The organism is Pseudomonas sp. (genome assembly GCF_049653025.1).
GTDB lineage: Bacteria > Pseudomonadota > Gammaproteobacteria > Pseudomonadales > Pseudomonadaceae > Aquipseudomonas.
The window spans coordinates 20,614-32,984 of sequence record NZ_JBASFM010000004.1; the positions used below are offsets into that span (position 1 = coordinate 20,614).

The window sequence follows — 12,371 nt, forward strand, 5'->3', positions numbered from 1 at the left end:
GGTGGCGCGGTGTCAATCCGTCTAAAACAACAAGAGAGGCAACCTCATCATGCTCGATCTGCTCAATGACCTGCTCTGGAGCAAGGTCCTCATCGTCGCCCTGGTCGGCCTCGGTCTGTACTTCTCGATTCGCTCGCGTTTCGTCCAATTCCGTTACTTCGGCGACATGTTCCGCATCTTCGCCGAAGCCTTTGAGCGTCAGCCGGGCCAGCTCAGCTCGTTCCAGGCGCTGATGCTCTCGGTCGCCGGCCGCGTCGGTGCCGGCAACATCGCCGGGGTCGCGGTCGCGATCATGCTCGGCGGTCCTGGTGCCATTTTCTGGATGTGGCTGGTGGCGCTGCTCGGCATGGCCACCAGCTATTTCGAGTGCTCCCTGGCGCAGCTGTACAAGCGTCGTGAAGCCGACGGCACCTACCGTGGTGGTCCGGCCTTCTACATCCTGCATGGCCTGGGTCAGCGCTGGATGGCAGTGGTGTTCTCGATCCTGCTGCTGGTGACCTTCGGCTTCGGCTTCAACGCCGTGCAGTCCTACACCGTAGCCACCTCGCTGCATGACACCTTCGGCCTGCCGACCTATGTCAGCGGCCTGGCGCTGGTAGCGATAATCGGCCTGATCATCTTCGGCGGGATCAAGCGCATCGCCAGCATGGCCGACGTGCTGGTGCCCATCATGGCGTTCTCCTACATCGGCATGGCGCTGGTGGTACTGGGCATGAACATCACCGAAGTGCCAGAAACCCTGGCCCTGATCGTGCGCAGCGCTTTCGGCCTGGAGCCAGCCTTCGCCGGCGGTATCGGCGCGGCCATCATCATGGGCGTGAAACGCGGCCTGTTCTCCAACGAAGCGGGCCTGGGCAGTGCGCCGAACGTCGCCGCCGTGGCGGAGGTCAAGCACCCGGCTGCGCAAGGCATCGTGCAGTCGCTTAGCGTGTTTATCGACACCATCCTGGTGTGCACCAGCACCGCGCTGATCATCCTGCTGTCGGGCGTTTACCAGCCTGGCATGGAAGAGGCCGGCGTGGTGCTGACCCAGACCGCCATGGCCGCCTCTGTCGGCGAATGGGGCCGAGTGTTCGTCAGCATGGCGCTGCTGCTCTTCGTCTTCACCACCCTGGTATACAACTACTATCTGGGTGAAAACGCCCTGAGCTTCTTCAGCAAGAAGCGCTGGTTGTTGCAGGTTTACCGCGTGATGGTGATTGCCCTGGTGCTGTGGGGCTCGATGCAGGATCTGTCGACCGTATTCGGCTTCGCCGATGTAACCATGGGCCTGCTGGCACTGGTCAACCTGACTGCCATGTTCCTGCTGTTCAAGACGGGGCTGCGCCTGATGCGCGACTATGACGAGCAGCGTAAGGCTGGCGTAGAGTCGCCGGTATTCGACGCGAAGAACTTCGCCGACCTGGACCTCGACCCAGCCGCCTGGCCAACCGCGTCGCCTAGCGCCCCGGCCAATCAGGCAGAAATCGGCAACAGCGTTCATCAGCGTTAAGCCGTTCGAAAAGCTGTGATAAACAGGGGGCTTAGCCCCCTGTTTTCTTATAAGAACAATGAAAGTACGGAGACCCCTGATGGGTTGTAGCAATCTTTTGGTGCTCTACACCGGCGGCACCATCGGCATGCAGATGAGCGCCAATGGCCTGGCCCCGGCGTCCGGCTTCGAGGCGCGTTTGCGCGACCAGCAAGCGCTGGAAGCCCAGCCACTGCCGCAATGGACCTTCCGCGAGCTGCTGCCGCCAATCGACAGCGCCAATATGAACCAGGGCAACTGGCTGGCGATGGTCGCGGCGATTCGCGCCGGCATCGAGCAGGATGGCTGCGATGGCGTGTTGCTGCTGCACGGCACCGACACCCTGGCCTACAGCGCTGGTGCCCTGAGCTTTCTGCTGCTCGGCCTGCCGGTGCCGGTAATTCTCAGCGGCTCGATGCTGCCGGCAGGGGCCGAGGGCAGCGATGCCTGGGGTAACCTGTTCGGTGCCATGCGCGCGCTGCAAGCCGGCGTCACGCCGGGCGTGCACCTGTATTTCAACGGCGCGCTGCTGCATGGCGCGCGGGTCAGCAAGCTGCGCAGTGATGCCTTCGACGCCTTCCAGGTGCTGCCGCGCCAGCGCCAGAGCGCGCGTGCCGAAAGCATCCCGGCACGCATCGATTACCGCCAGCCGCGTCAGCCGGCCAATCTCGCCGCGCTGCCGTTCTATCCCGGCATCCAGGCGGGCCATCTGCGTGCCCTGCTGGACAGCGGCGTGCAAGGCCTACTGCTGGAATGCTACGGCAGCGGCACGGGCCCGGCGGACGACGCCGAACTGCTCGGCGTGCTCAAGGCCGCCCATGATCGCGGCGTGGTACTGGCCGCGATCAGCCAGTGCCCGAGCGGCCATGTCGAATTCGGCGTGTATGCAGCGGGCAGCCAACTGGCCAGCACTGGGCTGATTTCCGCCGGGGGCATGACCCGCGAAGCGGCGCTGGGCAAGCTGTTCGCCCTGCTCGGCGCGGGCCTGAGCCAGGCCGAGGTGGAGCACTGGTTCGGCCTCGATCTGTGCGGTGAACGTGTGGAATGAAGCTAGGCTGTAGGCATTTCAGGATTATTGATTGCTGGAGGAGAGTGTCGCCATGCCCGTTCGCATCCCCGTCGAGATCCGCCCCGTAACAGCCGCCGACCATGCCGCCTGGCTGCCGCTGTGGCAGGGCTATCAGCGCTTCTATATGACCGAGATCGCCGCCGCGACCAGCGACACCACCTGGCAGCGCTTTCTCGACCCGGCCGAGCCGATGCACGCGGCGCTGGCCTGGCATGACGGCCAGGCGATTGGCCTGGTGCACTGGATCTTCCACCGCTCGACCTGGACCAGCGGCGACTACTGCTACCTGCAGGACCTGTTTATCGCCAAGGACATCCGCAGCAGCGGTGCCGGCCGCCAGCTGATCGAGCACGTCTACCGCGAAGCCCAGGCCCACGGCTGCTCGCGCACCTACTGGCTGACCCACGAAAGCAACGCCAAGGCCATGCTGCTGTATGAACGCATCGCCGAACGCTCGGGGTTTATCCAGTACCGCAAGCTGTTCTAAGCGCTGACCTTCCGGTCAGAAATTCCGCTCTGCGGTCTTGCCGCAGGCAGATTACGGCGTTATCTTCTGCGCCACGTCCGGCCATCAGCGCCGGCGGCGCACCTGGATCAGCAGACAGGGTAAACACTGAGCTGGCTAACCTGAACCCAACTTCAGAGGAGCCAACTCAATGGCTGCTACACGTATCTGGATCAAGAACCCCCTCGCCATCTTCACTGCCAACAACCTCGACGCCGGCGGCGGCCTGGTGATCGAAGACGGCGTCATCAGCGAACTGCTCAAGGCCGGCCAGCAGCCGTCCCAGCCGTGCAACCGCACCTTCGATGCCCGCGAGCATGTGGTGCTGCCGGGCCTGATCAACACCCACCACCACTTCTATCAGACCCTGACCCGCGCCTGGGGCCCGGTGGTCAACCAGCCGTTGTTTCCCTGGCTGAAGACCCTGTACCCGGTATGGGCACGCCTGACTCCCGAGAAACTCGCCCTGGCCAGCAAGGTGGCCCTGGCCGAACTGCTGCTGTCCGGCTGCAGCACCGCGGCGGACCACCACTACCTGTTCCCCGGCGGCCTGGAAAACGCCATCGATGTGCAGGTCGAAGCCGTGCGCGAACTGGGCATGCGCGCTATGCTCACCCGCGGCTCCATGAGCCTGGGCGAAGCCGACGGCGGCCTGCCACCGCAACAAACCGTGCAGCAGGGCGAAGTGATCCTGGCCGACAGCCAGCGCTTGATCCACGACTACCACCAGCGCGGCGATGGCGCGCAGATCCAGATCGCCCTGGCCCCCTGCTCGCCGTTCTCGGTAACCCAAGAAATCATGCGCCAGAGCGCCGAACTGGCCGAGGAACTGGACGTGCGCCTGCACACCCACCTGGCCGAGACCCTCGACGAAGAAGACTTCTGCCTGCAGCGCTTCGGCCTGCGCACCGTGGATTACCTGGACAGCGTCGGCTGGCTCAGCTCGCGCACCTGGCTGGCCCACGGCATCCACTTCAACCCGGATGAAATCGCCCGCCTGGGCCAAGCCGGCACCGGTATCTGCCATTGCCCGAGTTCGAACATGCGCCTGGCCTCCGGCATCTGCCCGACCCTCGACCTGGAAGCCGCCGGCGCGCCGATCGGCCTCGGCGTCGATGGCTCGGCGTCCAACGATGCCTCCAACATGATCCTCGAAGCGCGCCAGGCCCTGTATATCCAGCGCCTGCGCTACGGTGCCGAGAAGATCACCCCGGAACTGGTGCTGGGCTGGGCCAGCAAAGGTTCGGCGAAGCTGCTCGGCCGTACCGATATCGGCGAGCTGGCAGTGGGCAAGCAGGCCGACCTGGCCTTCTTCAAGCTCGACGAACTGCGCTTCTCCGGCAGCCACGACCCGATCTCCGCCCTGCTGCTGTGCGGTGCCGACAAAGCCGATCGGATGATGATCGGCGGCCAGTGGCGCGTGATCGACGGCCAGATCGAAGGCCTGGATGTCGCCAAGCTGATCGCCGACCACCGCCAGGCGGCCAAGGAGCTGATTGCCGGTTAAGTCGTCCACCGCCTAGGCGTGCGCCGCCAGGTGCCGCACGCAAGGCAAGAAAAGACCGGCCCCAGGGCCGGTCTTTTTCATGGTGCAGCCGATCGGGCAAATCCCGCCGCGATTGGACAAGGCCACGGTCGGCTGCTTAGTTGAGTATTCGGGTCGCCGTATCTGCGACGGCCCTTGCCCGTCTCCCTGCCTGGAGCAACAGCATGCACAAACTGCCAACCGCCATCGCCCTGCTGACTGCCAGCGGCATGGCCCATGCCGCCAATCTGCCGGCCTTCGACGTCACCTGCGCAACCGACCTCAAGGTGCGCGCCGAGGCCGGCGGCACGGTCTATCTCAACGACAAGCCGCTCGTTCTGCACAAGCTCAGCGAGCAGTTCTTCGAGGCCAAGGGCGAGGGGGCAACCCTCTCCATCAGCCTCAATGCCGCCGGCGTACCCACGGTGTCCTACACCGGCAAACAGGGTGCCAATGGCATCTGCGAAAAGACCGAGGAAGAGGCACCGGCAGCTGACGAATCAGCGGAGCCAATGGCCGACTGATCAGTGCTGGAGCGGGCTCGTCAGAACACCGACCAGCCGATCCGCTCGCTCAGCAGTTCCAGCGCCTTGATCCCAGCCAGGGAGTTGCCGGCTGCATTCAGCTCCGGCGACCACACGCACACGCTGAAACGTCCCGGCACCACCGCGACGATGCCGCCGCCCACGCCACTCTTGCCCGGCAGGCCGACGCGGTAGGCGAAGTTGCCCGCCTCGTCGTACAGCCCGCTGGTGGCCATGATCGCGTTGACCTGCTTGCTCTGCCGCGGCGTCAGGATTTGCTCGCCGCTGTGTTTGCAGAAGCCGTCGTTAGCCAGAAAGCAGAAGGCCCGGGCCAGGTCGACGCAGCTCATGCGCAGCGCGCAGTAGCTGAAATAGCTGCGCAGCACCGCCTCCACATCGTTATGGAAATTGCCGAAGGACTGCATCAGGTAGGCCGCCGCGGCATTGCGCGCGCGGTGCTGATATTCCGAGTCGGCCACCCGACGATCCACCAGCACCTCGGGGTTGCCGGCCAGGCGACGGACGAAGTCGCGCATCGACAACACCGGCGCGGCGAAGCGCGACTGGTTGATATCGCAGATCACCAACGCCCCAGCATTGATAAACGGATTGCGCGGTCGACCACGCTCGAATTCCAGCTGCACCAGGGAATTGAACGGCTGGCCGGACGGCTCGTGGCCGAGGCGCTGCCAGATCGCCTCGCCGGAATGCTGGATGGCCTGCACCAGGCTGAACACCTTGGAGATGCTCTGCACGGAAAACGCCGTCGCCGCATCGCCGGCGCAATACAGCTCGCCATCGTTGCTGTACACCGCGATACCGAGTTGCTGCGCCGGCACATCGGCCAGCGCAGGAATGTAATCGGCCACCTTGCCCTGGCCGATCAGCGGGCGGACTTCATCGAGAATTTCATTCAACAACGCTTGCATGCTCAGGCTCGCGGCAACGCCCGAACACGCCTCGGGCTATGCCAGCTAGACGCTCGGCAAGCGCTGCTGAGCACAGTCGGTACCGCTCGGCCTGCGTCAGGCAGGCCACCACAGATTTTCTCCACACTTCCGGAAAACTCGCTATATTCGCGCCCCGCCGAGCCACTACTGGGTGCTCGACAGCGAATCGCGCCAAAAAAACGCGCGAATGTTCACGGACTGACCACATGGATGAAACACCGATGCACGCATTACGTATTGCCGCTCTGCTACTGCTCACCCTGACCGTTGCCGGTTGCTCCACCGGTGCCTGGTTCAAGCTGCCGGAAAACAGCACCCTGGTGATCAGCGACCGCCCCGCGCACAACAACCAGGGGCTGGTGCGCAGCCGCCCATTCTCCTGGGGTTTTACCGGCGGTATTCCCTACCGGGTCGAAGACAGCCAAGCCAACACCATTCGCTCGGGCAAACTGAAGAGCCGCTTCCGCGTCGCCTCGGTGTTCTGGCCCCCAGTCGGCATCGCCTACTGGCCGATGGGCTTCGGCCAGCGCTGCTTCGATCTGACCGGCGAAGCACCGCAGACCTGCACCTACCAGGACTTGGTCGAGCTGCGCCAGGCCCATCGTCTGCGCCGCTAAGTGGTAGCTGCGAGGCCCGCTGGGGCCTCGCGGTTTAGCCTTCGATCTCGATCAGCACGTCGCCCGGATTGACCCGGTCGCCCTTGGCCACATGCACCGCTTTCACCGTACCGGCAATGGGTGCCTGCACCTCGGTTTCCATCTTCATCGCTTCGCTGATCAACACGGCCTGACCGGCCTTGACCGCGTCGCCGACCTTGACCAGCACATCGACGATATTGCCCGGCATGCTGGTGCTAACGTCGCCCGGCGCGCTGGCCTGTTTGCGTTTGCCACCGCTGCCGGCAACGAAGTCGTTGAGCGGCTCGAACACCACTTCTTCCGGCATGCCGTCGATCGACAGGTAGAAGTGGCGCTTGCCGTCGCTCTTCACGCCGACGCCAGTGATATCCACGCGATAGCTCTCGCCATGCACGTCGACGACGAATTCGGTCGGCACGCCTTCACCACCGGCCGGGGCCACGCCGCCGGCTTCGGGAATCGGCAGCAGCACTTCCGGGACCAGGGTGCCGGCAGCGCGTTCCTCGAGGAACTTACGGCCGATATCCGGGAACATCGCGTAGGTCAGCACGTCCTCTTCGGACTTGGCCAGGCTGCCGATTTCCTCGCGCAGTTTGGCCATCTCCGGCTTGATCAGGTCAGCCGGACGCACTTCAATGACTTCTTCGCTGCCAATCGCCTGCTTGCGCAGCTGCTCGTTGACCTTGCCCGGAGCCAGGCCGTAGCGGCCTTGCAGATACAACTTCACCTCGTTGGTGATGGTCTTGTAGCGCTCGCCAGCGAGCACGTTGAACACCGCCTGGGTGCCAACGATCTGCGAGGTTGGCGTGACCAGCGGCGGGAAGCCGAGGTCTTCACGCACCCTTGGGATTTCCGCGAACACTTCGTTGATGCGGTGCAGCGCGCCCTGCTCTTTCAGCTGGTTGGCCAGGTTGGACATCATCCCGCCCGGCACCTGGTTGACCTGCACGCGGGTGTCCACGGCGGTGAACTCGCTTTCGAACTGGTGGTACTTCTTGCGCACGGCGTGGAAGTACAGGCCGATCTCCTGGATCAGCGCCAGGTCCAGGCCGGTGTCGTATTCGCTGCCCTTGAGCGCGGCAACCATCGACTCGGTGCCCGGATGGCTGGTGCCCCAGGCGAAGCTGGAGATGGCGGTGTCGATATGGTCGGCACCGGCCTCGATGGCCTTGAGCTGGCACATCGAACCCATGCCGGCGGTGTCGTGGCTGTGGATAAACACCGGCAGGTCGACCTCGGCCTTCAGTGCCTTGACCAGATCGGCGGTGGCGTATGGCGTCAGCAGACCGGCCATGTCCTTGATCGCGATAGAGTCGATGCCCATGGCCTGCATGGCCTTGGCCTGTTTCACGAAGGCCTCGACGGTGTGCACCGGGCTGGTGGTGTAGGCGATGGTGCCCTGGGCATGTTTGCCGGCGGCTTTCACCGCTTCGATGGACACGCGCAGGTTTCGCACATCGTTCATCGCATCGAAGATGCGGAACACGTCGATGCCATTCACCGCCGCCTTGGCGACGAAGGCGCGCACCACGTCATCGCTGTAGTGGCGATAGCCGAGCAGGTTCTGCCCACGCAGCAGCATCTGCAGGCGGGTGTTGGGCAGGCCGGCCTTGAGCTGGCGCAGACGCTCCCAGGGGTCTTCCTTGAGGAAGCGCACACAGGAATCAAAGGTCGCGCCGCCCCAGACTTCCAGGGACCAGTAGCCGACTTTGTCGAGCTTGGCGCAGATCGGCAGCATGTCGTCCAGGCGCATGCGCGTGGCGATGATCGACTGGTGAGCATCGCGCAGGATGGTGTCGGTGACCGTGATCTTTTTGTTCATGTTCTGATTCCTTCCCCTACAGGCCGGCGTGGGCGGCAATGGCGGTGGCGATGGCGATGGCCAGGTGCGACGGGTTGCGCTTGATCGAGTACTCGGTCAGTTCCGGGTGAGACTCGACGAAACTGGTATTGAACTGACCGCTGCGAAATTCCGGGTTACGCAGGATCTCCTGGTAATAGGCGGCGGTGGTTTTCACCCCCTGCACGCGCATGTCATCCAGGGCGCGCAGGCCACGGGCCAGCGCTTCTTCCCAGGTCAGCGCCCAGACCACCAGTTTCAGGCACATGGAGTCGTAGTACGGCGGAATGGTGTAACCGGTGTAGATCGCCGTGTCGGTACGCACGCCGGGACCGCCAGGGGCGTAGTAACGGGTGATCTTGCCGAACGAGGGCAGGAAGTTGTTTTTCGGGTCCTCGGCGTTGATGCGGAACTGCAGGGCATAGCCGCGGTGGATGATGTCTTCCTGCTTGACCGACAGCTCCAGGCCGGAGGCGATGCGGATCTGCTCGCGAACGATATCGATGCCGGTGATTTCCTCGGTGATGGTGTGCTCCACCTGCACCCGAGTGTTCATCTCCATAAAGTACAGCTCGCCATCTTCGGCCAGCAGAAACTCCACGGTGCCCGCATTCTCATAACCGACAGCCTTGGCCGCGCGCACCGACAGGTCGCCGATATAGGCACGCTGCTCAGGCGTCAGCTGCGGGCTGGGGGCGATCTCGATCAGCTTCTGGTTGCGCCGCTGGATCGAGCAATCGCGCTCGAACAGGTGCACGGTGTTGCCGAAGCTGTCGGCGAGAATCTGCGCCTCGATGTGCTTGGGATTGACGATGCATTTTTCCAGAAACACTTCGGCGCGGCCGAAGGCCTTGGTCGCCTCGGAGATCACCCGTGGGTAGGCCTGTTCCAGCTCATCGCGGCTATTGCAGCGACGGATACCGCGACCGCCACCGCCGTTGGTGGCCTTGAGCATCACCGGGTAGCCGATGCGGTCACCCTCGCGCAGGGCTTCGGCGATATCCGCCACGTTGCCTTCGGTGCCAGGAGTGCAGGGCACGCCGGCGGCGATCATGCTGCGGCGCGCCTCGGTCTTGTCGCCCATGCGGCGGATCACTTCCGCCGACGGGCCGATAAACTTTATCCCGCGCTCGGCGCAGATATCCGCCAGCTCGGCGTTCTCGGAGAGGAAGCCATAGCCCGGATGCAGCGCATCGCAGCCGGTTTCCACCGCCAGATTGACCAGCTTGCGCGGGTTCAGGTAACCGGCCAATGGCTCTTCACCGATGCTGTGGGCTTCGTCAGCGCGTTTGACGTGCAACGCATGGCGATCGGCATCGGAGTACACCGCCACCGAGCGAATATTCATCTCGGCACAGGCTCGCACGATGCGTACGGCAATCTCACCGCGGTTGGCTATCAGGATTTTCTTGATCACGAGCCAGCTTCCTCGATCACGTGAGCAGGCGAACGGCAATACCGGTCGACGTGTGACCGCACGTCATGTAGCGGTCATGCATTTAAGCTACGCCGGCTCGGTGATTAACCAAAATCAATAATTATTGGGTTAGCCATTAGTAAAGACTTATAGTCAGCCGAGCCAGCCCTCTCTGCCGCCTGTTGCGCACCGCCGCGCCGCCGGCTAAAACACCTGCAAACGAGCCCATATAAATGCGTAAGTCATTGCTGCGTATGACCTTTCGTCAACTGCAGATCTTCCGCTCGGTGTGCGACAACCTCTCCTACAGCCGCGCCGCCGAGGAGATGTCGCTGACCCAGCCCGCCGTCAGCCTGCAGATTCGCCAGCTGGAAGAATTGCTCGGCCAGCCGCTGTTCGATTACGTCGGCAAAAAGCTCTACCTGACCGACGCCGCTGTCGCTCTACAACGCGCCGGCGCGGACATCTTCGGCCGCCTGGAAAGCCTCGACATGCAGCTGGCCGACCTGCAGGGCTCGCTGCAGGGGCAGTTGAGCCTGGCCATTGAATCCAGCGCGAAGTATTTCGTACCGCACCTCTTCGCCGCTTTTCGCCACGAATACCCGGAAGTCAACTTACAGCTCACGGTCACCAATCACGCCCAGGCGCTCAAGCGCCTGAGCGCCAACCGCGATGACCTGCTGATCATGTCGCGGGTACCGTCGGACATGAACCTGGAGTTTTTGCCCTTCCTTAATAACCCGATCATCGCCGTAGCCCCGCCCGAGCACCCGCTGTGCAAGCAGACGGCGCTGAGCCTGCAAGACCTGACGCCGTGGCCACTGCTGGTGCGCGAACTCGGTTCGGGCACGCGCCAGGCCTGCGAGGATTATTGCCACCAGAAACGCGCGCACTTCGCCCACACCCTGGAGGTCGGCTCACTGGAAGCGCAATGCGAAGGGGTGATTGCCGGCCTCGGCCTGGCCCTGCTGCCACGCCACGCGGTGCGCCGCGAACTGCAATACGGCGCCTTGCGCGAACTGCCGGTGACCGAATTACCGCTGCTGCGCAGCTGGTGCCTGGTGCACCCGCGCGGCAAGTACCTGTCGCCGGTGGCTCAGGCGTTTTTCGCCTTTGTGCGCAGCGAACGCAGCCAGATCAATGCCCTGGCTGAGCGTTTCGCCGGCCCAGGACCCGAGTCGACGCCAGGTAGTTAGCCGCGACCAGCTCCGGGTAATCGGCCAGGTCCTGCTGCAACTGGCGCTGCTCGGCGTAGCTTTCAATGGCGCGGCGGTATTCCATGCGGCGCTGATCGAGCACCTTGCGCCGCGCTTTCGCATCACTGCTTTCGTGAGATTGCGTTTTATCCAAATAGCCAGACATAGGGTTGCACTCCCAAGCTGAATAACGGGAGTACCAGCATCAGCCTGAGCGATGACGGTTTGACGGCGAAAGGATGAAGCTGCGATGACCGCGCCTGGCGCGAAAACGTCTCAGAACCGACTTAGTCTTCGACGTTCTTATGCGCCTTAGGCGACAGACGCAGACTGCGCAAGCTGCGCTTGACGCTCTTCAGGTGGTTGACCAGACCCGGGCCACGGGCCATGGCCACGCCCATGGCGAGCACGTCGATCACCACCAGGTGGGCGATACGCGAGGTCAGCGGGGTGTAGATCTCGGTGTCTTCCTGCACATCGATCGCCAGGTTGACCGTGGCCAGTTCGGCCAGCGGGGTCTGGCTCGGGCACAGGGTGATCAGCGTGGCCCCGGTCTCGCGCACCAGGTTGGCGGTGATCAGCAGATCCTTGGAGCGGCCGGACTGGGAGATGCAGATGGCCACATCGGTCGGTTTCAAGGTCACCGCGCTCATCGCCTGCATATGCGGGTCGGAATAGGCCGCGGCCGTCAGCAACAGGCGGAAGAACTTGTGCTGAGCATCCGCAGCCACCGCGCCGGACGCGCCGAAGCCATAGAACTCCACGCGCTGGGCGTTGGCGATAGCGGCAATGGCTTGCTGCAGGGCCTGGGTGTCGAGTTTCTCGCGCACCTCGATCAGGGTGTGCAGGGTGGTGTCGAAGATCTTCAGGCTGAAGTCAGCCACCGAATCGTCTTCATGAATCGCGAACTGGCCGAAACTGGCACCGGCGGCCAGGCTCTGCGCCAGTTTCAGCTTGAGGTCCTGAAAGCCGGTGCAGCCAATCGCCCGGCAGAAACGCACGATGGTCGGCTCGCTGATGCCCACGCTGTGGGCCAGTTCGGCCATGGAGCTGTGCATGACCGAAGCCGGATCGAGCAGAACATGGTCGGCGACCTTGAGTTCCGACTTGCGTAACAGGGGCCGCGACTGGGCAATGTGCTGCAACAGGTTCACAGAATTAGGCTCGACATTTGGCTAGCGAATCCATCAAGCGCGC

At 63.5% G+C, this 12,371-nt stretch carries 12 protein-coding genes; 7 read left to right on the forward strand and 5 right to left on the reverse strand.

The window, feature by feature from the left end; all coding sequences use genetic code 11:
- Nucleotides 1–49: 49 nt before the first annotated feature.
- The 5 genes from WBK23_RS01460 (at nucleotide 50) to WBK23_RS01480 (ending at nucleotide 5,133) form a co-directional block, all read left to right on the forward strand.
- Nucleotides 50–1,492 (forward strand): alanine/glycine:cation symporter family protein, encoded by a 1,443-nt coding sequence (locus WBK23_RS01460; protein WP_424482216.1) that lies wholly within the window; start codon nucleotides 50–52, stop codon nucleotides 1,490–1,492.
- A 79-nt stretch (nucleotides 1,493–1,571) separates the two neighbouring features.
- On the forward strand, nucleotides 1,572–2,558 hold the full coding sequence (locus WBK23_RS01465; RefSeq protein ID WP_424482217.1) for an asparaginase: 987 nt from the start codon (nucleotides 1,572–1,574) through the stop codon (nucleotides 2,556–2,558).
- A gap of 52 nt (nucleotides 2,559–2,610) precedes the next feature.
- On the forward strand, nucleotides 2,611–3,066 hold the full coding sequence (locus WBK23_RS01470) for an N-acetyltransferase family protein (protein ID WP_424482218.1): 456 nt from the start codon (nucleotides 2,611–2,613) through the stop codon (nucleotides 3,064–3,066).
- A gap of 169 nt (nucleotides 3,067–3,235) precedes the next feature.
- Nucleotides 3,236–4,591: an 8-oxoguanine deaminase gene (locus WBK23_RS01475; protein ID WP_424482219.1), complete on the forward strand. Its 1,356-nt coding sequence runs from the start codon at nucleotides 3,236–3,238 to the stop codon at nucleotides 4,589–4,591.
- A 203-nt stretch (nucleotides 4,592–4,794) separates the two neighbouring features.
- Nucleotides 4,795–5,133 (forward strand): hypothetical protein, encoded by a 339-nt coding sequence (locus WBK23_RS01480; RefSeq protein WP_424482220.1) that lies wholly within the window; start codon nucleotides 4,795–4,797, stop codon nucleotides 5,131–5,133.
- 20 nt (nucleotides 5,134–5,153) lie between these two features.
- On the opposite strand, the gene glsB is transcribed toward WBK23_RS01480, so the two are convergent.
- Nucleotides 5,154–6,062, reverse strand: coding sequence for a glutaminase B (glsB, locus tag WBK23_RS01485; RefSeq protein WP_424482221.1), 909 nt, complete (start codon nucleotides 6,060–6,062; stop codon nucleotides 5,154–5,156).
- 227 nt (nucleotides 6,063–6,289) lie between these two features.
- Between glsB and WBK23_RS01490 the strand changes: the two genes are divergently transcribed.
- Nucleotides 6,290–6,700: a hypothetical protein gene (locus WBK23_RS01490; protein WP_424482222.1), complete on the forward strand. Its 411-nt coding sequence runs from the start codon at nucleotides 6,290–6,292 to the stop codon at nucleotides 6,698–6,700.
- A 34-nt stretch (nucleotides 6,701–6,734) separates the two neighbouring features.
- Here the strand turns inward: WBK23_RS01490 and oadA are convergent, their stop codons facing one another.
- Entirely contained in the window at nucleotides 6,735–8,543 is a 1,809-nt protein-coding gene (gene oadA / locus WBK23_RS01495) for a sodium-extruding oxaloacetate decarboxylase subunit alpha (protein WP_424482223.1), read from the reverse strand.
- A gap of 16 nt (nucleotides 8,544–8,559) precedes the next feature.
- Complete coding sequence (locus WBK23_RS01500; protein WP_424482224.1) at nucleotides 8,560–9,978, reverse strand: acetyl-CoA carboxylase biotin carboxylase subunit; 1,419 nt, start codon at nucleotides 9,976–9,978, stop codon at nucleotides 8,560–8,562.
- A 233-nt stretch (nucleotides 9,979–10,211) separates the two neighbouring features.
- On the opposite strand from WBK23_RS01500, the gene WBK23_RS01505 reads away from it, so the two are divergent.
- On the forward strand, nucleotides 10,212–11,174 hold the full coding sequence (locus WBK23_RS01505) for a LysR family transcriptional regulator (protein ID WP_424482225.1): 963 nt from the start codon (nucleotides 10,212–10,214) through the stop codon (nucleotides 11,172–11,174).
- Here the strand turns inward: WBK23_RS01505 and WBK23_RS01510 are convergent.
- A complete protein-coding gene (locus tag WBK23_RS01510) occupies nucleotides 11,116–11,340 on the reverse strand; it encodes a PA3496 family putative envelope integrity protein (RefSeq protein WP_424482226.1) in 225 nt (74 codons plus the stop codon). The two genes, WBK23_RS01505 and WBK23_RS01510, sit on opposite strands and share 59 nt — an antisense overlap.
- 121 nt (nucleotides 11,341–11,461) lie before the next feature.
- Entirely contained in the window at nucleotides 11,462–12,328 is an 867-nt protein-coding gene (hexR, locus tag WBK23_RS01515; RefSeq protein WP_424482227.1) for a transcriptional regulator HexR, read from the reverse strand.
- Nucleotides 12,329–12,371: the final 43 nt, after the last annotated feature.